The organism is Streptomyces sp. 2131.1 (genome assembly GCF_900105515.1).
Classification (GTDB): Bacteria; Actinomycetota; Actinomycetes; order Streptomycetales; family Streptomycetaceae; genus Streptomyces; species Streptomyces drozdowiczii.
On the sequence record NZ_FNSY01000001.1, the window covers coordinates 416,275 to 435,239 of the forward strand.

Sequence of the window (18,965 nt, forward strand, 5' to 3'; positions counted from 1 at the left end):
GAAGGCGGCGGGTATACCGAAGAATCATGAGGAAGCACCTGTTCTGGACGCCCTGGCCGCTTACCGGCGGCGGGACGAGCTGGGGTTCACTCCCCCCGGTCACAAGCAGGCCCGGGGCGCCGCGCCCGAGGTCAGGGCGGTGCTCGGCGACGCCGTGTTCTTCGGTGACGTGCTGGCCAGCGGAGGGCTCGACGACCGGCGGATGAAGTCGGGGGTGCTGCAGCGCGCGGAGGTCCTGATGGCCGACGCCGTACACGCGGAGCACGCCTTCTTCTCGACCTGCGGCAGTTCCCTCTCGGTCAAGGCGGCGATGCTGAGCGTCGCCGCGCACGGCCAGAAGCTGCTGGTGGGGCGGGATGCGCACAAGGCGGTGGTCTCCGGGCTGATCCTCTCGGGCATCCAGCCGGTGTGGATCGAGCCCCAGTGGGACACGGAGCGCCATCTCGCGCATCCGCCGTCCGCCGAGGCGTACGAGCGCGTTCGAGGAGCACCCGGACGCGAAGGGCGCCCTGGTCACCAGCCCCACCCCGTACGGCGTCGCGGCGGACCTGCGGGCCATCGCCGAGGTGTGCCACCGCCGCTCCCGCCCCCTCGTCGTCGACGAGGCGTGGGGGGGCGCATCTGCCGTTCCACCCCGACCTGCCGGCCTGGGCGATGGACGCGGGCGCGGACGTCTGCGTCACCAGCATCCACAAGATGGGCAGCGGCCTTGAACAGGGGTCGGTGTTCCACCTGCGGGGCGACCTGATCGACCACGACACGCTGGCGTCCCGGGCCGATCTGCTGGGAACGACGAGCCCCTCCGTACTGCTCGGCTGGCGCCGCCAGATGGTGCTCGAAGGCCACACGCTGATGTCGCGGGCGCTCGACCTGGCCGCGTCGGTGCGTGAGGAGATCGAGTCCATCGACGGCATGCACGTCAACGACCGCGACGACTTCTGCGGCCCGGGCGCGGGTTCCGACTTCGACCCGCTGCCCGTCGTCATCGACATCTCGGACCTCGGGGTGTCCGGGTACAGGGCGGCGGACTGGCTGCGCGAGCACCACCACTTGGACACGCACCTGATGGACCACCGGCGCATCAGCGCCCAGCTCACCCATGCCGACGACGACGAGACGACGAAGCGGCTCATGACGGCGCTGCGCGATCTCGCCCGCCGGGCTCCCGCACTGCCCCGGGGGCCCGATGTGGCGGTCCCCGCCCCGGCGGAGCTGAGGATGGAACAGGCGAGGCTGCCGCGCGACGCCTACTTCCACGGGACCGAGGACGTCCCGGTGGAGGAGGCCGTGGGCCGCGTCGCCGCCGAGATGATCACGCCGTATCCCCCGGGCATCCCCGTGGTACTGCCCGGCGAACGGCTGACCGAGCCGGTGCTGAACTACCTGCTCACCGGACTCGAAGCGGGGATGAATCTGCCCGACCCGGCGGACCCGGAGCTGCACACCGTACGGGTCTGCGCGGACGACTGAGCACCCGGCACGCGAAGGCCTCCCGTCCCTGAGGGGCGGGAGGCCTTCGTCCGTCTCAGCCGCGTGTCCTGGTGACGCACTCGGCGACCGCGTCGCGGAGGCTGCCGGTGCGTTCGAGCGCGTCGCGCTGGATGCGGGCGCCCGTGCCCCTCTTCAGCACCAGCTCGATCCCCTCCTCCGCCGCGGCGAGGTCCCCGCTGTCCTCCAGCGCGTCACGCACATGGGCGAGCAGGGCGCGGACCACGTCCGGCGCCGGTGCCGGGCGCATCGTGGCAGGGTGCAGCAACGGCCCCTCAAGGCCCGAGCGGCCGGCCTGCCAGGCGGCCATGCGCAGTAGCCCCACCCCGTACGGCTCCGGCGGATCGCCCGCCCGCCAGGCGCGGGCCGCCGTCTCGACCAGGCCGCGCACCAGGGTGGCCAGCAGCGCGGCATCGGCGGGTTCCAGACACACGTCCGCGACCCTCACCTCGACCGTCGGGTAGCGGTGCGAGAGCCGGGCGTCGAAGTAGATCATTCCCTTGTCGCGCAGGACGCCGGTGTCGACGAGCGACTGGACCTCGTCGTGGTAGCGGCCCGCGGAGCCGAAGATCTCCACGGGGCCGGACGAGGGCCAGCGCCCCCAGACCCGGCTGCGGTAGCTGCTGTACGTGGTGTCCTGGCCCTGCCAGAAAGGCGAGTTGGCGCTCAGCGCGAGAAGCACCGCGAGCCAGGGGCGGATGCGGTCCAGGACCGCGACGCCCTCCTCGTCCGATTCCACGGAGACGTGCACATGGCATCCGCAGGTCAGCTGCTCCTGCGTGGTCAGCCCGAACTTGTCGGCGAGCCACCGGTACCGCTCTCCCTCGCCGATCGTCGGGCTCACGGGCAGCGGCGAGGTGGCGAGTGCCACGACCGCTCCCCCGGCCTCGACGGCGCTGCGGGCCGCCTCCGCCCGCCAGCGCAGGATCTCGTCCGCGAGTTCCCGCATGTCCGTGCGCGGCTCGGTGGCGAACTCCAGCTGCTGGCGGTGCAGCTCCGACTCGAAGACCGAGTCGCCCTCGGCGCGCCGTTCCGCCAGGGCCAGGACGGCCATCGAGAGCGCTTGGGGGTCGCCGCTCTGCTCGTCGACGAGCAGCAGCTCCTCCTCGACACCCACAGTCCGCACCATCATGTCCTCCATGCTCGATCGGCCGGGGGGCGGTGCCCGCTGCGCCGGAGCGTCCGCGGAGCGGCCCTTGAAAGCTCCCCCACTTCGCCGTATGCCACCTCCTGGCCCCGGCACCCCTGACCGGGAGTGCTTTTCTCCGTACGCGCCCCTCTCAGCACGGGCCGGGGCCGCACAATCCGTCCCGTTCCGCGACGAGAGCCAGGTGGCCGGCCGCGATCTCCGCAGTGCCGGCCTCCAGCAGCGAGAACGGCGGCCCGGCCCCCGCCCGGAGCAGGGTCAGCGCCCCCAGCACCGTCGTGCCGTCGGGCGCGGTCAGGGGTACGGAGAGCAGCGAGGTGACCTCGGCCCTCACCATCAACGGGGTCCCCTCCTCGTCGCTCCCGAGCCGCTCCGGGTCATCCGTCAGCAGCTCCACCGCCGCCGCACCGGACTCCATCACCCCCACGGCCACGGGGCAGTCACGCGGGTCCTGCCGCAGAAACGCCTTTTCGAGGGCGGTGTCCTCCGGCGCCGTCGGGCCGTGGGCCGCCACCCGGACCGGCCCGGCCGGCGGCCCCAGGTCGAGCAGGGCCCAGTCCGCGAGCCCGTCGCGCAGGAGGCCGGCGGCGGCCCCGAGAGCCGACGAGGGGGATGGCCCGCCCAGGAGTGCGCGGGCGGTGCGGTCCAGGAGCGCGGTCAGCTCGGCCTGGCGGACGACCGTGGCAGGGTCGCTGCGGGGTTCGGGATGTTCGGCTCCGGCGGGCCTGGGCATGGGCGTGAACATGAGGAGCACGTCCGGACTGCGCTCCCCCGGCGCCTCGACGGCGGTGAGCGTCGCGTACAGCGGACCGTCCGGCAGCCGCTGGAGGCGGACGGGGAGACTGCGGTCCCCGTCGCCCCGGGCCACGGCCGCCGTGTGGGCGCGCAGGGCGGCCCGGTCGGCGGGGCGCAGCAACGCGGCGAGGGGCCGGCCGGCGGCGTACGCCTGGGGCAGTCCGGTCAGTTCGGCGGCGGCGGTGTTGAGGCGGCGGACCGAGGTCTGCTCGTCGGTAAGGATGACGGGCCACGGCAGGTGCTCGAAGATGGCCTTGAACGGATACGCCGCCCCTCCCCCTGGGGTCAGCGCCGGCGCCTGCGCCGTGTGGCGCAGGGCCTCGACCGCGTGGTCCAGCTCGGCGAGGGCCGCGTCGAGCAGTACGGGGTATTCGGAAGGAGGATGGGCGCGGGCAGCGCGCAGTTCCCGCAGGCGGGCGGCGAGGGTCTCGACACCGCTCTCGCTCTCCGGTGACCGGCTCATACGAGGAAGCTAGCCGATCCCCCGCGCGTCGACGCTGAGCGGCGCGGGTGGTCCCGTGGCGCCGAGGGAGGCCGAAGCGGATGGAGACGACGCCGGATGCAGGGGCCGTGACGCCGTGGCTCATGCGGCTCGGCGGTCGGGCGATGCGCTGCTCGGCCGGTTGCCGGGGTGCAACGGTGGTGCTGCGGCTCCCCGGCGGGGTGAGCCACAGTGCCGTGACCCATCCGGACCTCGCCGCCCTGGCCGCTTCGCAGGAGGAGACCGGCGAGGGGCCCGGTGCCGAGGCCGCCCGCTCGGGCCTGCCGGTGTGCGCGGCCGACCTCGTCACCGACCCGCGGTGGCCGGAGTTCCGGGTGGCTGCGCTGGAGCGTGGCCTGCGCGCCTGTACGGCTGTGCCGGCCGGGGCGGAGGGCGTCGTGACGACGGTGACGCTGTACGCGTTCCAGCCGTGGCGGCTCGCGGCGGGGGCCCTGGAGGCGGTGCGGGTGCTGGCCGAGGAGACGGCCGCGGGGCTGCTGCGCGACCATGCCCGGGCGGGCGCCGAGGCGGAGGCGGAGCAGTTGCGGACGGCGATCGCGTCGCGGGCGGTGATCGACCAGGCCCTCGGCATCGTGATGCACATGCTGGACTGCGACGCGGACCGGGCCTTCGGGGCACTGCGCACACTGTCGCAGCACACGAACCGCAAGCTGAGCGTCGTGGCGGCGAGGATCGTCCGGGTGAAGGGCCGGGGCAGCACACGGGAGCTGCGGCGGCTGCTGGGCGAGGGGGGCTAGAGAGCGAGTGCCGGGCGTCGCGGGCCGGACGGGACTCCGGCGGGCACGCCTAAGCGGTGGCGGCGCCCCAGTCCGTCAGGAAGCGGGCGCCGAGGCGGTCCTCCAGGAAGCCGGTCGCGTCGATCCCGAACACGACGTCCGCCTCCAGGCCGGGTTCGTCGTCCAGCAGCCCCCGTACGACGTCGTAGCGCACCACCTGTTCGTGGACCGCGTCGGCCTCGACGTGTTCGGTGTAGAAGAACTCGGCGGCGGGCCCGGCCCCGGCGCGTTTCATCGCGAGGGCGAGCCGGCCCGACGCGGGCGACGAGGTGATCTCCACGGCGGCGAAGTGCCCGACGAGGGAGCCCCGCAGCCGCCGGTGGAGCCCGAACAGGGACATGAGGTTGACGAGGGCGAGCATCTCGGCGTGGCCGTCGTCCAGGTAGTGGCCGTACGCCGTCTCCAGGCCCAGGTCCGCCATGAGGTCGGCGAAGAGGCGGGCGTGGACGCGTTCGGCGCGGCCCGCGCCGAACTCGTCGTACTCGATAGCGGCCATGCCGGCCTTGGCGCGTCCGCTGAGCCGGGGCAGGACCCAGGCGTGCGGGTCGGCCTCCTTCAGGTGGTAGAGGGAGCGCTGTGCGGCATAGGCCCGCAGCCGGTCCCGGGTGGCGTGCTCCTGGAGGAAATGCGAGACGCCCGTGCCGTCGACCGGCTCGACGAGCAGGTCTTCCAGGGTGTCGTCGAGGTCGGCCCCGGGGGGTACGTCCCGGCGCAGGGCGGACTCGAAGCGGCGTTCCAGGCCGGCCCTGAGCGCCAGCAGTCCCGGGTCCCACTCCAGGGCCGGGTCCACGCCTTCGAAGCCCCGGTAGTGGAGCTCGTAGCAGAGGTACAGGGCGAGCTGGAGGTCGTCCCCGTAGGGGTCCGCCGCGTCCGCCGCAGCGGGGTCCGGCAGGGGGCCGCTGCCCCGCAGGTGGCCGATGAGCGCCTCCGAGATCCCGCCGCGGGCCCGGGGAAGCGGGGGCCCACCCGTCTGACCGGCCATGGTGTCACTCCTCGTGGGTCTGCCTGGGGGTTCCGCTCCGGTACCCCTCGTCCGGCAGGTCAACCCCGCCCCGCCTCTCCCACCATGGGGGCCCGCCGTCCGCGCCGCTACACCGGCGGCCGGACGGCGGGCGTGCGGTTGCGGGCGCCCCGGCACGGCCGCAGGCTGCCGGAGGCGGGCGAGAGGAATGACCGCCTCCGTGGGGGGAACCCAGAGGCTGCGCGCCGGGGGCAACGACACCGGGCGTGTTCCCCGCAGGACGGAAGGACGACTGAAGATGAGCGACAACGGCAGCAAGCGCAAGGTGCTGGCGATCGTCACCAACTACGGCGTGGAGCAGGACGAACTCGTCGTGCCGCTCGGCCATCTGCGTGACCGGGGTGTCCAGGTCGATGTCGCCGCGCTGAAGAAGGACGACATCCGGACACTCGTCGGCGACAAGGATCCCGGCAAGACCGTGCGCCCCGATCTCACGCTGGAGGACGTCGATCCGGCCGGTTACGACCTGCTGCTCGTACCGGGCGGCACGCTGAACGCCGACACGCTGCGGCTCCAGGGACCGGCCTGCGACATCGTGCGTTCCTTCACCTCGTCCGGGCGCCCCGTCGCGGCCATCTGCCACGGCCCGTGGATGCTGGTGGAGACCGGCAAGGTGTCCGGCAAGCGGCTCACCTCGTACGCCTCGTTGCAGACGGACATCCGCAACGCGGGCGGCGACTGGGTGGACGAGCCGGTCGTCACGGACGAGTCGGGCGGGTGGAAGCTCATCACCTCGCGCGACCCGGGCGACCTGGACCCGTTCCTCAAGGAGGTCGACGCCGCGCTCACCGGCTGAGACCGCGGAGCACGAGGGCTGCCCGGCGGACCGGCCGGGCGGCCCTCACACGGGTTCGGGCGCGAACGGCAGGAACTCGTCGGTGCCCGGCTGCACGACCCCGTAGCTGCTCTCCGGGACCTCCTTCCACACGCCGGGCAGCCCGCCGAGCGGTTCCGACACCACCAGCCGGGTGCTGTCGGACACACCCCGCAGGAAGTCGGAATCCGGGTGGAGCGCCCGGACCGTCTCGGCCTTGCTGCTGTAGAAGAGCGAGCGGGACTTGCCGAGGCTCGAATAGCGGAACGACCACAGCCGCTCCCCGTCGGACACCGCCACGGTCATCTGGAGCGGGTACTCCACGCCCTCGTCGCGCCCCACGCGTTCGATCAGACCGGCCATCCGGGCCACGGCGCCCGGCACGTCCTGGTCGAGCCCGAAGGTCAGCGCGAGGTAGAACATCACCTCGGAGTCCGTCGAGCCCTCCAGGGCCGAGAACAGCGCCGGATCGAGCGCCAGCGAGAGTTCGCGCCGCAGCCGGTGGAAGTCCGCGACGGCCCCGTTGTGCATCCACATCCAGCGGCCGTGCCGGAACGGGTGGCAGTTGGTCTGCTGGATGGCCGTCCCGGTGGACGCCCGCACATGGGCGAAGAAGAGCGGCGATCTGATGTGGCTCGCGATCTCCCGGAGGTTGCGGTTGTTCCAGGCGGGCCCGGTGTCGCGGATGATCGCGGGCGAGTCGGTCTCCTGCCCGTACCAGCCGACCCCGAAGCCGTCCCCGTTGGTCGTCTCGACCCCCATGTGGGAGTGCAGGCTCTGGTCGATGAGCGAGTGCTCCGGCTTGTAGAGGAGATCGCTGAGCACGACACTCGTGCCGGAGTAGGCCAGCCATCTGCACATGAGCGGCGTCCCTTCCCGGGCGGCTGGCAGGGGCCGGGGCGAACGTTCCGGTGGTGCTTGTGTGGTCCTCGGCCCCTGGGGCGTCCGGTCGTCGTCGTTACGTCCACGCTACCGACTTCGCGGGGGCGGCGCCCACGGTGAGGCGTCAGGCGGCCGGGGCGGGCCGGCGCCGGAACGTCTCGGCCAGGGCCGTGTTCACCACGACGACGGCGCCCATCACCGCGGCGGCCGTGGGGTGCCCGACCCCGTACAGGGCGAACGCGCCGCCGCCGAGCACCAGGGCCTTCACCGCCAGTACGCCGGCGAGCGGCGGGCGGAACCGGGCGCGCGGTGCGGCGAACAGCGCCCACAGCGCGATGGCCGCGGCGAGGACCGCGCAGCCGAGCAGGGACCGGAGCGCCAGGTTGTCCGCCAGCGAGAAGGCCCACCGGAAGAGGCAGGCGAGCGCCACCAGTTCGAGGAGGAACGCGAGCAGTTCGTTCGCCGCCCACCAGGGCCGCCCGGCCACGGACGGAAGCGCCGGATCGTCAGCAGGTCTCTCGTACACCGCTCCCCCTCGTCGTTCACGTGGGCGCCAGCGTACTGGGGTGTGCTTCGGCGGGCCCCGGCGCAGGGGCCCGAAGAGCAGCCGTACGGCGGCGTGTCGCTCGTAGGAACGGGAGGTCGAAGCGGATGGCTCAACCCACGTGTCCGCCCGGGGGGCGTGGGGTACGCGTGGTCAGGCGATGCCGTCCCGCGTGTGCCGATCCTTCGCGCACGGCACTGCCCTTCCCCCCGCGAGATTGGAATTCAGTGAGCGAGAAGAAGAACCCGGTGTCGGCCGCCGCGGAGAAGATCGCCGGAAAGGTCCAGGACGCCGTCAGCACGGGCAACGAGATCCCCGGCGCCCCCGGCCCCGAGCCCGCCCAGGTCGACGAGCCCACCAAGCCGCGCGGTCCGCTGCCGCCCAAGCACGACCAGCGCGGCCCCGAGACCGTCAGCCCGACCGGGCAGCCGACCGGCGCCGGGCAGGACAAGGTGGCGCAGGGCGGCGCCTACCTGACCACCGCGCAGGGTGCGCGGCTGTACGACACCGACCACTCGCTGAAGGCCGGTCCCCGGGGCCCGGTGCTGCTCCAGGACCACCACCTCCGCGAGAAGATCACCCACTTCGACCACGAGCGTATCCCGGAGCGCGTGGTGCACGCGCGGGGTGCCGCCGCGCACGGTGTCTTCCGGGCGTACGGCGCGGCGACGGGCATCACGAAGGCGGCGTTCCTCGCCGAGGGCGCCGAGACGCCGGTCTTCGTGCGCTTCTCCACCGTGCTCGGCTCGCGCGGTTCCGCCGACACGGTGCGCGACACCCGGGGCTTCGCGACGAAGTTCTACACCGACGAGGGTGTCTTCGATCTGGTCGGGAACAACATCCCGGTGTTCTTCATCCAGGACGCGATCAAGTTCCCCGACATCGTCCACGCGGGCAAGCCGCACCCCGACAGGGAGATCCCGCAGGCGCAGAGCGCCCACGACACGTTCTGGGACTTCGTCACCCTGCACACCGAGGCGACGCACCACACCCTGTGGAACATGTCGGACCGGGGCATCCCGCGTTCGTACCGGATGATGGAGGGCTTCGGCGTCCACACGTTCCGGCTGGTCAACGCCGAGGGTGAGACCACGCTGGTGAAGTTCCACTGGAAGCCGAAGCTGGGCGTGCACTCGCAGGTGTGGGAGGAGGCCCAGATCACCTCGGGGATGGACCCTGACTTCCACCGCCGCGACCTGGCGGACGCGATCGAGGCGGGCGCCTTCCCCCAGTGGGAGCTGGGCGTGCAGACGTTCCCGGACACCGAGGACCAGATGTTCGAGGGCATCGACCTGCTGGACCCGACGAAGATCGTGCCGGAGGAGCTGGCGCCGGTCCGCCCGATCGGGCTGATGACGCTCAACGCCAACCCGTCGAACTACTTCGCCGAGACGGAGCAGGTCGCCTTCCACGTCGGCCATCTGGTACCCGGCATCGACGTCACCAACGACGCGCTGATGCAGGGGCGCCTGTTCTCGTACGTCGACACCCAGATCACCCGGCTCGGCGGGCCCAACTTCGCCCAGCTGCCCATCAACCGCACCCACGCGCCTGTCAACGACATGCTGCGTGACGGGATGCACCAGACGGCGGTGCACCGGGGCGTGGCTCCGTACCGGCCCAACTCGCTGGACGGCGGCTGCCCGTTCGTCGCCGGTGCGGACACCGGTGCGTACATCGAGGTGCCGGTCGAGGTCCCGGCGGCCCGCAAGGTGCGGGACGCGGCGGCCTCGTTCGACGACCACTTCAGCCAGGCCCGGCTGTTCTGGCTGAGCATGACGCCCACGGAGCGCGAGCACATCACCGCCGCGTACACCTTCGAGCTCGGCAAGTGCTGGGACCAAGCGGTCAAGGAGCGCGGGCTGAAGGTGCTCGCCAACATCGACCCGCAGCTGTGCGCCCACGTCGCCCAGGGCCTCGGCCTGCCGGCGCCGGAGGCGACCGTCCCCCTGGCCTCGCCGGAGCCGAGCCCCGCGCTGTCCCAGCTGGGGCACACCTGGCCGGTCGACGGGCGGATCGTAGGCATCGTCACGGACGGGGAGAGCGGCCTGGACGCCGTACGGGAGGCGCGCGGCTCGGTCCTCGACGCCGGGATGGTCCCACTGGTCATCGCGCCCTCGGGCGGCAAGCTGGGCCCCGAGAGCAACCCGGTCACCGTGCAGCGCACGTTCACCACGGCCCGGTCGATCGAGTTCGACGCGATCGTGGTCGCGGGCGCGCCCGTGCCGGCCCCGGACGCGTACGGCGCCCGCGACGCGAAGACCGACGACGCGGCCACGGCCACCGGTGTCGACCCGCGCGTCCTGCTGCTGGTGACCGAGGCGTTCCGGCACGGCAAGGCGATCGGCGCCTGCGGTGACGGGGCGACGGTGCTGGAGAAGGCCGGTCTGGCCGCCGACGCGCCGGGGGTGGTGGCCGGCGGGGCCGCGTCCACGGTGCTGGACGGCATCACCGAGCTTCTCGCAGGTCACCGCGCCTGGGACCGCTTCACCCCGGCTCTCTGACATCGCGCCGGGCCGGCGCGCGTAGCCGGCCCGGTCCAGAGCACGCGCGGGAGGAGACCAGGGGGCCGGCGGGCAGCGTACGCACCGACGCCAGCCCCTTCACCCCGACACGAGGAGACGCATGAACCACCAGGACCGTGAGCACGGGAAGCCGCCCCGCACCGCCGCAGACGAGGTGATCGAGGAGGCGGAGGAGGCCGCGACCGACGTGGCGGACACCGCAGGTCCGGCGAAGCGGCATCACGAGGACCGCGAGGCGGGCGATGCGCTGACCCCGAACGAAGAGGCCCAGGAAGACGTGGACCGGCCGCACACCTAGGGTGACAAACGGGGCGTTTCCACCGTGCCCCGCAGGGCACTCGCAGGGTGCGAAGGGCGGCCGCCGGGTGTACTCGGCGCCGCCCCGGCATTCATGACGCCTCAGACGGAAGGACGAATCATGCCGACAGAGGCACGTGGCGACGACGTCTACCAGCCGCAGGACGACGGCCAGGACCCGCCCAACGACGACCTCGATCTGGAGAACACGCTCGGCGAGCGTGACCTCGACGACCAGATGGAGGAGGGCTATTCCCCGCCCGAACGTCCGCTCGGCGTCGACAAGTACGGCACGACGGGCGAGGAGGAGCGCCGGGGCGAGTCGCTCGACCAGCGCCTGGCGCAGGAGGTCGACGACGTCGAACCGCCGGACGGCGACGGGATCGGGGACCTGGACGGCGGCGAAGGCGAGCCGCTGGAGCCGGACGACGAGACCCGCTCCGGCCGGCTGAGCGCGGCGGACGAGGTGCCCGGGCGGAGCACCGACGTCTACGCCGACGACGTGGGCATCGACGGCGGCGCGGCCTCGGCCGAGGAGGCCGCCGTACACACCACGGACGACGAAGAGGACCAGGGCCGGGAGGGCTGAACGGCCGGCCGGGCCCGGACGCGGCAGGCGGACCCGGGCCCGGCCGTCGGCGTACAGGGAGGGGTGTCCGTGCATCGGACAAGGAAGACGGCGACCGTGAGGGAGCGGCTCGGGGAGGTGGCCTCCGGCATACGCCTCCCCGACCGATACCAGCTGGTCCAGTCCCTGAAAGCGGCCGCCGCGGCAGCTCTCGCGTGGGCCGTGACGGGGTGGTGGCTGGCGGCGCCGATGGCGCTGATGGCCCCGTGGGCGGCCGTGGCCCTCGTACAGGGAACCGTCTACCGGTCCCTGCGCTCGGCGGTCGAACTGCTCGCGATGATGGCCTCCGGCACCCTGTTCGCCGCGGGCGCGGCGGCCGTCACGGGAAACACCATGACCGCCATGCTCATCGCCCTGCCGCTCACCGTGCTCCTCGGCAACTGGCTGCCGGTCGGCGAGCAGGGCCTGTACGCGCCCACCACCGCCCTGTTCGTGTTGGCGTACGGAACCTACTCGCTGCCCGCCGTCGGACACCGGCTGCTGGAGACGGTGGTGGGGGCGGCCGTCGGGATCGCGGTGAACGCGATCGTCCTCCCCCCGGTGCACTCCCTGCACGTCAGGAACCTCGCGCTCACGCTCCCCCGCGACTGCTCCCGGCTGCTGCATGACCTGAGCGAGGGCATCGTCGAGGAGTACGACGAGGAGCGGGCGGAAGGCTGGCACCGGGCCGCCGGTGAACTGCCGGGCGCAATGTCGGAGCTCCGCGCGGCCCGGGGGTGGGCGACGGAGAGCTTCCGGTACAACCCCGGGCACCGGATGCGCCGCAGCACCCCCTCCCCCTCCGAGCGGTGGGACGTGGTCTGGGCGCAGGTGGGGAACCAGTTGCTCACCATCACGCTGACGCTCTGGGAGACCGCGTCCGAGCGGCGCGCGCTGCCCCGCCCGTCGGGGGCGTTCCTGAAGGAGCTGAGCGCCGTGCTGGCCGCCGCGTCGGAGGTGTGCGCCGCCGACGAAACGATCATGGAGCAGGGTCCGGACGACACCTGCCTGGAGGAGCGCGCCGGCCACCTGGCCGAGGCCCGGCGCGCCCTGGCCGACGCCAAGCGCCATCTGCACGGGCCCGGCCCCGACGCCGGCGCCTCGCTCGGCAGCCTGGTGGCCGGCTGCCAGGCGCTGCTCGACGACCTGACACCCGGCGAGTTCTGGCCCGTACGGGTCGACAGCCGACCCCCAGAGGGCATGGCGACGGACGGGATCGAGCGCTGAAGCCGCGCCTGTCGCGGCAGCCGCCTCCGTTGCCCGTCGAGCCGAATGGCTCCACCGGTGCGGAATCGGGCGCCCCCACCGGCACCGGCGGGTGCGCCGCCCCCGGCGGGGGCGCATCGTTCAAGAGGGACCCCGGCGAAGGAGCGCCGCATGCCTAGCCTCGACTGGAAGACGCCCGTGGCGGGCGCGCCCTGCTGGGTGAGCCTGACGGCCCGGGATCTGCGGGTGGCGCAACCCTTCTACGAACAGGTCATGAGCTGGGAGTTCCAGGACAGCACCCTCGGTGACGACTTCGTGCTCGCGCGCAACCACGGCAGGGCGGTCGCCGGCATCGGCTGGTGCCGGGGCATCGACCGCCCTCCCCCGGCCTGGATCCCGTACTTCGCGGTGCCGGGCGCGGACGCCACAGCCGACCGCATCAGGGAGCGCGGCGCGACGCTCGCCGTGGGCCCGCTGCCGCTCGGCGAGGGCCGTGCGGCGATCGCTGCCGACCGGGAGGGCGCGGTGTTCGGCTTCTGGGAGGGCCCGGCGCCCGTCTGGTCGGACGGCCCGCGCGCCCCGGCGCGCGTCGACCTCCAGTCGCGCCACGCGTTCGAGGCGGCCATCTTCTACGCGGAGGTCTTCGGGTGGACCAGGACGCCGAGCCGGTGCACGGTCGACTACACGGAGGACCGGGTCCTGGTGCGGGCGGGCGGGCACACCGTGGTGACGATGCGCGGCGGAGGGGTGGAGAACCATCCGGATCCCCGGATCCGCGCCCGCTGGATCACGGACTTCCTGGTGTCGGACAGCCGGCGGACGGCGGAGGCCGCTGCGGCCTGTGGCGGTGAGGCGACGCCCGTGGACGGGCTGCCGGAGACCGCGTACGTGATCTGCGATCCGGAGGGGGCGCTGTTCACCGTCTCCGACCGCTGACCGGGCTTCGTGTGAGCAAGCACACCAGCCTCTCAACTCACATGCCACGAGAGGGCTTTGGCGGCCCTTGCGCAGTCAGGCAGGGGTCCTGCCGGGGCTCCGGAGGGCGCCTCGGCGGGATGTTTGTGAAGATGAGACGCACCGACGGGCAGCAGTCCGTCGCCTTTCGCGGCCGAGGCATTACCGAGACACCCGTTCCGTAATCCGACGCGAGCTGCCCATCCCTGCCGTCGTTGGAAATGTGCCTTCCCGTGCCTCCTGCCGCCCCCGTGACCGACTCCGCGCGGCCCTCGCGCCGTCGCGACAGCAGCCCCTGGCGCTGCCTCTCCGTTCCCAGCATGCGCTGGTGGTCCGCCGCCAACCTGGTGTCCAACACCGGCGCGTGGATGCAGCTCACGGTGCAGAACCTGCTGGTGCTCCAGATCACAGGTTCGGCCGCGGCGACGGGGCTCTCGCTGGCCGTGCAGGCTGGGCCCGGGCTGCTGCTCGGCGTCTTCGGCGGGGCCGTGGTGGACCGCTGGCCACTCAAGGTCACCGCCGCGGTGAGCCAGGCGGTGCTCGCCGTGATCGCCTTCTCGACGGCCGCCCTGATCGGGGCCGGGATGCTGAACATGCCCGTGCTGCTCGTCCTCGCGGCGGTCACCGGCATCGTGAACACCATCGACGGGCCCGCGACCTCGCTCCTCGGCAACGACCTCGTGCCCCGGACGGATGTGCCCTCGGCCATCGCCCTCGGCTCGATGGTGCACAGCGCCGGGCGGCTGGCCGGGACCGCGCTGGCCGCCGTGGCCGTCGGGACGCTCGGCACCGGGTCCGCCTACGTGGTCAACGGGATCTCCTTCCTGTGCGTGACCGCCGTTATCCCCTTCCTGCGGCCGGCCTCGGAGCCGGCGACGGCCGCGCGGCCGTCGCTCGCGAAGCGGCCGACCGCGCCCCGGGCCGGGAAGCGGGCGGCCGGGGGCGGCGACGCACGCTCCGGCATCGCGTACTTCCTCGGGAAGCCGGGCCTGGTCGCCCTGGCCGGGATCACCGCCGTGAGCTCGATCTTCGGGCGGAACTACCAGCTGACGCTCGCCGTGCTGGTCATCGGCCCGCTCAGCGCCGACGAGAGCGACTTCGGCACGGTCTCCACCGTGCTGGCCGTCGGCGGCATCCTGGGCGCCGTCGTCGCCGGGCGGCTGCGCAACCCGACCGTACGGCTGGTGGGCGTCCTCGCCGCCGTCGGCGGGCTCCTCCAGGTCGCGGCGGGGCTCGCCCCGGGGCTCATGGTGCTCATCGCCCTGGTCATCCCCATGGCCGTGGTGGAGTCCGTGTCGGACACGGCCGGGGCGACCGTCCTGCAGACCGAGCCCGAACCCGACATGCGGGGCCGCGTGCTCGGCGTCTGGCGCAGCGCGAGCACCGGATGGCAGCTGGCGGGCCCGCCCCTGCTCGGGCTGCTGGTCGAGTTCGCGGGGGCTCGGGGTGCCCTGGTCGTCGGCGGGCTGCTGATCGCCGGGGCCATCGCGGCCGGCGGACTCCGGGGACGCGCGACGGGCCAAAAGGCTTCGGGGGCGCCCGAGGCCCTTCCCCAGGAGCCGGTCCCGGCCGCGGTGCCCCTGCCCGCTCTGACACCGGTCGCCTGAGCAGAGGCCCGCGGGCCCGGTGCGCGGCGCGTGCATGTTTGAGGCTGGTTCGTGCGGGAAAGGGCCAGGCGTGCTTCGGACAAGAGGCGCGCCCGTGGGAGCTCTGCTCCGGGTGCCGCCTGTCCGCAGGTGCTCCCGCGGTCGTCCGGACATGCGACGACGAGGGAGTGAACACGATGACCGGTGCCCGACAAGCACTGCCCCCACGACGCCCGGACGCGCCTTCGCGGGCGGACGCCTTCCACCGGCTCCGGGCCCTTCCCGACGGCCCGGAGAAGGACGAACTGCGCCGCGCGACCGTCTGCGCCTGGCTCCCCATGGCCCACCGGCTGGCCTCGCGCTTCCGTGACCGCGGGGAGCCGCTGGACGATCTGCGCCAGGTGGCGGCCATCGGGCTCGTCAAGGCGGTGGACCGCTACGACCCGGCGCGCGGCAAGGCCTTCGAGACGTACGCGATACCCACCGTGGTCGGTGAGCTCAAGCGGCACTTCCGCGACCACACCTGGGACGTACATGTGCCGCGCCGGGTGCAGGACCTGCGCAACCAGGTGCGAATCGCCCGCCGCGACCTCTCCCAGACGCTGAGCGGACGGCTGCCCACCGAAGCGGAGATCTCGGCCAGGACCGGGCTCTGTACCGAGGACGTCCGGGACGGTCTGGAAGCCCTGGACAGCTACCGCACGCTGTCGCTGGATGCCGAGATGCCGCGGGCGGCCGGAGACGGGTCCTGCCTCGCCGACACGCTGGGGCTGTGCGACCACGCGCTGGACGTCGCCGTGGACCGCGAGGCCGTCAAGCCGGGGCTGCGCAGCCTGCCGGAACGTGAGCGCACCATCCTCTACCTGCGGTTCTTCCGCGACATGACGCAGGAACGGATCGCCGAAGCGCTCGGCATCTCGCAGATGCACGTCTCCCGGCTGATCGCCCAGTGCTGCGAGGAGGTACGCAGGCAGGCGCTCCAGGAGACCGCTCAGCCGACGTAGCGCCGCGCGGTCCCCTGCCGCTGCGCCCGCTCCAGGGCAGCCAGCCGCCTCTCGATGTCCGGCGGTACGGGCCGGCGCTGACGCAGCACCCAGGGCAGCCCTCGCCCGGCGTGGGCGAAGGCCCGCAGCGACGCCCGGTCCCTGGGGACCGTGGCCAGCAGGTGGAGGGTGCGCCGGAGCGCCGAGCGCGCGGGGCGTCGCAGCCAGGTGAACCAGAGGGTGTTGCGCAGGCCGAGCACACGCCGGGCGGTGCTGTCGCGGACGGTTGACGCCGCGTGGTGGATGACCATCTCGGGGACGTACGCCAGCCACCATCCGGCGCGCATCAGATCGGTCGCCATCAGCTCCTCCTCACCGCCGAGCCAGAGCCCGGGGTGGAAGCCGCCCGCCTCGCGGAACGCGTCGGTGCGCATCACGGTCGCCGCCGCCAGGAACGAGCCGATCGCGGGTCCGGGCAGCCAGGGCGGGCCGGTGAGCGGGGAGTCGCGGAGCTCCGCCACCACGGGGTCGTCCTCCCCCGCGGGCTCGACGACGATCCGCGCGGTGACAGCGGCCAGACGCTCGTGGGCGTCGAGCCGGTCGCCGGCGATGCGCAGGGCGCCCGGGTCCCACCATGTGTCGTCGTCGCAGAAGGCCACGTACGGGGTACGGACGTGGCGGACGGCGAGGTTCCGGCCGACGGCGCCCAGGTTGCGGCCCGGGGTGAGCAGCCGTACGTCCGGGAAGTCGCGCGCGACGGCCTCGGCCGTGCCGTCCTGCGAGGCGTTGTCCGTGACGACGACGGCCGGCCGCTCGGGGAGCCGGCTCAGCAGGCGCAGGGTGCGCAGCAGCTCCGGGCGGCGGTCGCGGGTGATGATCACCACCGTGACGCGCGGGTCCGGGGCGGGCGGAGCGCCGGGGCTCATCGGTCGTCTCCGTTCGGCGGGACACTCTCCAGGAGCCTGATCCGGCTTTCCACCCACGGCGGAAGCCTCCGGCGCCGGTGCAGGGCGGCGGGCAGCCGGACCAGGGCCTCGCCCAGGGCGCGTCCGGCACCCTGCCTGCCGCGCAGCCAGCCGACGGTCAGGTGGGCGGTCTCACGCAGGGCGACCGGGACCGGCCGCCGCAGCCAGGCCGTGAGGAGGGAGTTGCGGAGGACTGCGACGGTGCGGCCGGGCCGCTCGCCCGGGTCGGGGCCGTGGTAGGCGACCAGGGACGGTTCGTAGACGACGCCCCAGCCCGCGGCCGTGAGGTCGTAGGCGAGCAGGGTCTCCTCGGCGCCGAAGAAGAGGAGGCCGTGGTAGCCGCCCGCGTCGAGGAAGGCGGAGCGGCGGACCACGGCCGCGCAGCCGAGGAACCCGAGCACGGGCGTGCCTGGCAGATCCGTGCGGGCGGGCAGCGGCGAGGCGGCGAGCACCCGGTTGAGCGGGTCCGGCTCGCCCGTGGGGTGCACCAGCGTCCGGGAGGCCAGCAGGCCGAGCTTCGGGTAGGAGTCGAAGAGGGCTTCCGCCGTCTTGAGGGCGCCGGGCTCCCACCAGGAGTCGTCGTCGCTGAAGGCCACATAGGGCGTGGTGGCCCGGCGCGCCGCGAGGTTGCGGCCCAGGGCCCCGGTGTTGCGGCCGGGTGAGAGCAGCCGTGCGCCGACGGGATGGCGTCGTACCGCCTCACCGGTGCCGTCCGTCGACCCGTTGTCCACGACGAGGACGGGCGGTTTCTCCGGGAGGGCCGCGAGCCGGTCCAGGGTTCTGACGAGGCTCTCGCGACGGTTGCGCGTGATGATCGCGACGGTGGTGCGGCCGTCCCGCGCGGACGGTCGGCGGGCGCGCTCAGCCATGCCGGTCCGCCTCCTTCGCCGCCTCGCCGCGGTGCAGGGCGGCCAGGGCACTGCCCGTCACCTCGTCGGGGCTGATGCGCAGGAGCCGCGGGTCCGGGGTGGCCGCGTGCGGGTCGCCGGGCGGGCCGGGGTGCCACAGGGCGGTGTGCCGGTGATCCGGGGGCGGGCCCCAGAGCGAGGGCGCGACCGGGCCGAAGAGGGTCACCGACCGGGTGCCGTGTGCGAAGGCGAGGTGGGCGGGTCCGGTGTCGCCGCTGATGAGGAGCGCGGCCCCGGCGACGAGTGCGGAGAGGTCGTCGAAGGAGAGGGTGCCGGCGAACAGGCCGGCGTCGCCGAGTCCGGCGCGGTCGGCGATCCCGGCGCAGAGCTCCTCCTCGCCGGGGCCGCCGCTGACGACGACGCGGTGTCCGGCGTCCCGGAGCGCCGAGGCGACGGTGGCGTACCGCTCGGCGGGCCAGCGGCGGGCCGGGGCGTCGGCGCCGGGGTGGACGACGACGGCGCCCGGGGCCGGGGAGGCCGTGGCGGGTGGCGGGATGCGGACCTCGGCGGGGTCGGCGGGGACGCCGTACGCGGTCAGGAACCGGCACCAGCGCAGCCGCTCGTGCTCGTCGCGCCGCCAGCGGGGCGGGTCGGGGTGGTCCGGTGCGGGGCGGGCGAAGGAGAGCGTCCGGCCGGGGCGGAGCGCGGCGAGGGCATCGTGGCTCAGCGGGCCGTTGCCGTGCAGGTCGATGGCGACGGCGGGCGGCGGGCCCGGCCAGCGGCCCAGCGAGGGCACCTGCCGGCCGTTCTCGGGCGTGGCGAAGTGGACGTCGACGGTTCCGGTCGCCCGGACCGCCGCCGCGAGGCTGCCCGGTGCGGCGAGCACCGTCTCGTACTCCGGGAAGGCGCGTCGTACGCCTCTCAGCGCCGGCACCGCCGCCAGGAGGTCGCCGAGCCCGAGCGCGCGCAGGACGAGGACGGCCGGGCGGTCGCCCGAGGGGGCCGGGCGGGTCTCGGCCACCGGG

At 73.7% G+C, this 18,965-nt stretch carries 17 protein-coding genes and 1 pseudogene; 10 read left to right on the forward strand and 8 right to left on the reverse strand.

The window, feature by feature from the left end; all coding sequences use genetic code 11:
- Positions 1–13: 13 nt before the first annotated feature.
- Positions 14–1,470 (forward strand): annotated as a pseudogene (locus BLW14_RS02045) (aminotransferase class I/II-fold pyridoxal phosphate-dependent enzyme).
- Positions 1,471–1,525: 55 nt separating this feature from the next.
- Here the strand turns inward: BLW14_RS02045 and BLW14_RS02050 are convergent.
- Complete coding sequence (locus tag BLW14_RS02050; RefSeq protein WP_177154197.1) at positions 1,526–2,617, reverse strand: glutamate--cysteine ligase 2; 1,092 nt, start codon at positions 2,615–2,617, stop codon at positions 1,526–1,528.
- 151 nt (positions 2,618–2,768) lie between these two features.
- Positions 2,769–3,893: a PAS domain-containing protein gene (locus BLW14_RS02055; protein WP_093703700.1), complete on the reverse strand. Its 1,125-nt coding sequence runs from the start codon at positions 3,891–3,893 to the stop codon at positions 2,769–2,771.
- A gap of 215 nt (positions 3,894–4,108) precedes the next feature.
- Between BLW14_RS02055 and BLW14_RS02060 the strand changes: the two genes are divergently transcribed.
- Positions 4,109–4,669, forward strand: coding sequence for a GAF and ANTAR domain-containing protein (locus tag BLW14_RS02060; RefSeq protein ID WP_256332642.1), 561 nt, complete (start codon positions 4,109–4,111; stop codon positions 4,667–4,669).
- A 49-nt stretch (positions 4,670–4,718) separates the two neighbouring features.
- On the opposite strand, the gene BLW14_RS02065 is transcribed toward BLW14_RS02060, so the two are convergent.
- Positions 4,719–5,690, reverse strand: a complete 972-nt coding sequence (locus tag BLW14_RS02065) for an iron-containing redox enzyme family protein (protein WP_093703704.1) — start codon at positions 5,688–5,690, stop codon at positions 4,719–4,721.
- Positions 5,691–5,967: 277 nt separating this feature from the next.
- On the opposite strand from BLW14_RS02065, the gene BLW14_RS02070 reads away from it, so the two are divergent.
- A complete protein-coding gene (locus tag BLW14_RS02070) occupies positions 5,968–6,525 on the forward strand; it encodes a DJ-1/PfpI/YhbO family deglycase/protease (protein WP_093703706.1) in 558 nt (185 codons plus the stop codon).
- 45 nt (positions 6,526–6,570) lie between these two features.
- Here BLW14_RS02070 and BLW14_RS02075 read toward each other — a convergent pair whose 3' ends face one another.
- On the reverse strand, positions 6,571–7,404 hold the full coding sequence (locus BLW14_RS02075; RefSeq protein ID WP_093703708.1) for a class II glutamine amidotransferase: 834 nt from the start codon (positions 7,402–7,404) through the stop codon (positions 6,571–6,573).
- 145 nt (positions 7,405–7,549) lie between these two features.
- Positions 7,550–7,912 (reverse strand): YrdB family protein, encoded by a 363-nt coding sequence (locus tag BLW14_RS02080; RefSeq protein ID WP_093703710.1) that lies wholly within the window; start codon positions 7,910–7,912, stop codon positions 7,550–7,552.
- 284 nt (positions 7,913–8,196) lie between these two features.
- Between BLW14_RS02080 and BLW14_RS02085 the strand changes: the two genes are divergently transcribed.
- The 7 genes from BLW14_RS02085 (at position 8,197) to BLW14_RS02115 (ending at position 16,148) form a co-directional block, all read left to right on the forward strand.
- Positions 8,197–10,473, forward strand: a complete 2,277-nt coding sequence (locus tag BLW14_RS02085) for a catalase (protein WP_093703712.1) — start codon at positions 8,197–8,199, stop codon at positions 10,471–10,473.
- A gap of 121 nt (positions 10,474–10,594) precedes the next feature.
- Entirely contained in the window at positions 10,595–10,792 is a 198-nt protein-coding gene (locus BLW14_RS02090; protein WP_093703714.1) for a hypothetical protein, read from the forward strand.
- 120 nt (positions 10,793–10,912) lie between these two features.
- On the forward strand, positions 10,913–11,380 hold the full coding sequence (locus tag BLW14_RS02095) for a DUF5709 domain-containing protein (RefSeq protein ID WP_093703716.1): 468 nt from the start codon (positions 10,913–10,915) through the stop codon (positions 11,378–11,380).
- A 96-nt stretch (positions 11,381–11,476) separates the two neighbouring features.
- Positions 11,477–12,625: an FUSC family protein gene (locus tag BLW14_RS02100; protein WP_256332643.1), complete on the forward strand. Its 1,149-nt coding sequence runs from the start codon at positions 11,477–11,479 to the stop codon at positions 12,623–12,625.
- A 150-nt stretch (positions 12,626–12,775) separates the two neighbouring features.
- Positions 12,776–13,540: a VOC family protein gene (locus tag BLW14_RS02105; protein WP_093703718.1), complete on the forward strand. Its 765-nt coding sequence runs from the start codon at positions 12,776–12,778 to the stop codon at positions 13,538–13,540.
- A 338-nt stretch (positions 13,541–13,878) separates the two neighbouring features.
- Positions 13,879–15,165 carry an MFS transporter gene (locus BLW14_RS02110; RefSeq protein WP_371128041.1) on the forward strand — a complete coding sequence of 429 codons (1,287 nt, stop codon included), beginning with the start codon at positions 13,879–13,881 and terminating at the stop codon, positions 15,163–15,165.
- A gap of 176 nt (positions 15,166–15,341) precedes the next feature.
- Positions 15,342–16,148 carry a SigB/SigF/SigG family RNA polymerase sigma factor gene (locus BLW14_RS02115; protein WP_093710624.1) on the forward strand — a complete coding sequence of 269 codons (807 nt, stop codon included), beginning with the start codon at positions 15,342–15,344 and terminating at the stop codon, positions 16,146–16,148.
- Here the strand turns inward: BLW14_RS02115 and BLW14_RS02120 are convergent.
- From BLW14_RS02120 to BLW14_RS02130, 3 genes are read right to left on the reverse strand one after another with little or no spacing between them, the layout of a single operon-like run.
- Positions 16,136–17,053, reverse strand: a complete 918-nt coding sequence (locus BLW14_RS02120) for a glycosyltransferase family 2 protein (protein ID WP_093703722.1) — start codon at positions 17,051–17,053, stop codon at positions 16,136–16,138. The genes BLW14_RS02115 and BLW14_RS02120 overlap by 13 nt on opposite strands.
- The gene (locus tag BLW14_RS02125; protein WP_093703724.1) at positions 17,050–17,961 is read right to left on the reverse strand and encodes a glycosyltransferase family 2 protein; all 912 of its coding nucleotides are present in this window, start codon (positions 17,959–17,961) and stop codon (positions 17,050–17,052) included. The genes BLW14_RS02120 and BLW14_RS02125 overlap by 4 nt, the downstream gene beginning before the upstream one ends.
- On the reverse strand, positions 17,954–18,961 hold the full coding sequence (locus tag BLW14_RS02130) for a glycosyltransferase family 9 protein (RefSeq protein ID WP_093703726.1): 1,008 nt from the start codon (positions 18,959–18,961) through the stop codon (positions 17,954–17,956). The genes BLW14_RS02125 and BLW14_RS02130 overlap by 8 nt, the downstream gene beginning before the upstream one ends.
- Between the last annotated feature and the right edge of the window lie 4 nt (positions 18,962–18,965).

What these genes read in the sequence shown, in the direction of transcription:
- BLW14_RS02105 (WP_093703718.1), top strand. Translation starts at nt 12,776, where the DNA reads ATGCCTAGCCTCGACTGGAAGACGCCCGTGGCGGGCGCGCCCTGCTGG.
- BLW14_RS02095 (WP_093703716.1), top strand. Translation starts at nt 10,913, where the DNA reads ATGCCGACAGAGGCACGTGGCGACGACGTCTACCAGCCGCAGGACGAC.
- BLW14_RS02110 (WP_371128041.1), top strand. Translation starts at nt 13,879, where the DNA reads ATGCGCTGGTGGTCCGCCGCCAACCTGGTGTCCAACACCGGCGCGTGG.
- BLW14_RS02065 (WP_093703704.1), bottom strand. Translation starts at nt 5,690, where the DNA reads ATGGCCGGTCAGACGGGTGGGCCCCCGCTTCCCCGGGCCCGCGGCGGG.
- BLW14_RS02090 (WP_093703714.1), top strand. Translation starts at nt 10,595, where the DNA reads ATGAACCACCAGGACCGTGAGCACGGGAAGCCGCCCCGCACCGCCGCA.
- BLW14_RS02050 (WP_177154197.1), bottom strand. Translation starts at nt 2,617, where the DNA reads ATGGTGCGGACTGTGGGTGTCGAGGAGGAGCTGCTGCTCGTCGACGAG.
- BLW14_RS02115 (WP_093710624.1), top strand. Translation starts at nt 15,342, where the DNA reads ATGACCGGTGCCCGACAAGCACTGCCCCCACGACGCCCGGACGCGCCT.
- BLW14_RS02075 (WP_093703708.1), bottom strand. Translation starts at nt 7,404, where the DNA reads ATGTGCAGATGGCTGGCCTACTCCGGCACGAGTGTCGTGCTCAGCGAT.
- BLW14_RS02055 (WP_093703700.1), bottom strand. Translation starts at nt 3,893, where the DNA reads ATGAGCCGGTCACCGGAGAGCGAGAGCGGTGTCGAGACCCTCGCCGCC.
- BLW14_RS02070 (WP_093703706.1), top strand. Translation starts at nt 5,968, where the DNA reads ATGAGCGACAACGGCAGCAAGCGCAAGGTGCTGGCGATCGTCACCAAC.
- BLW14_RS02120 (WP_093703722.1), bottom strand. Translation starts at nt 17,053, where the DNA reads ATGAGCCCCGGCGCTCCGCCCGCCCCGGACCCGCGCGTCACGGTGGTG.
- BLW14_RS02125 (WP_093703724.1), bottom strand. Translation starts at nt 17,961, where the DNA reads ATGGCTGAGCGCGCCCGCCGACCGTCCGCGCGGGACGGCCGCACCACC.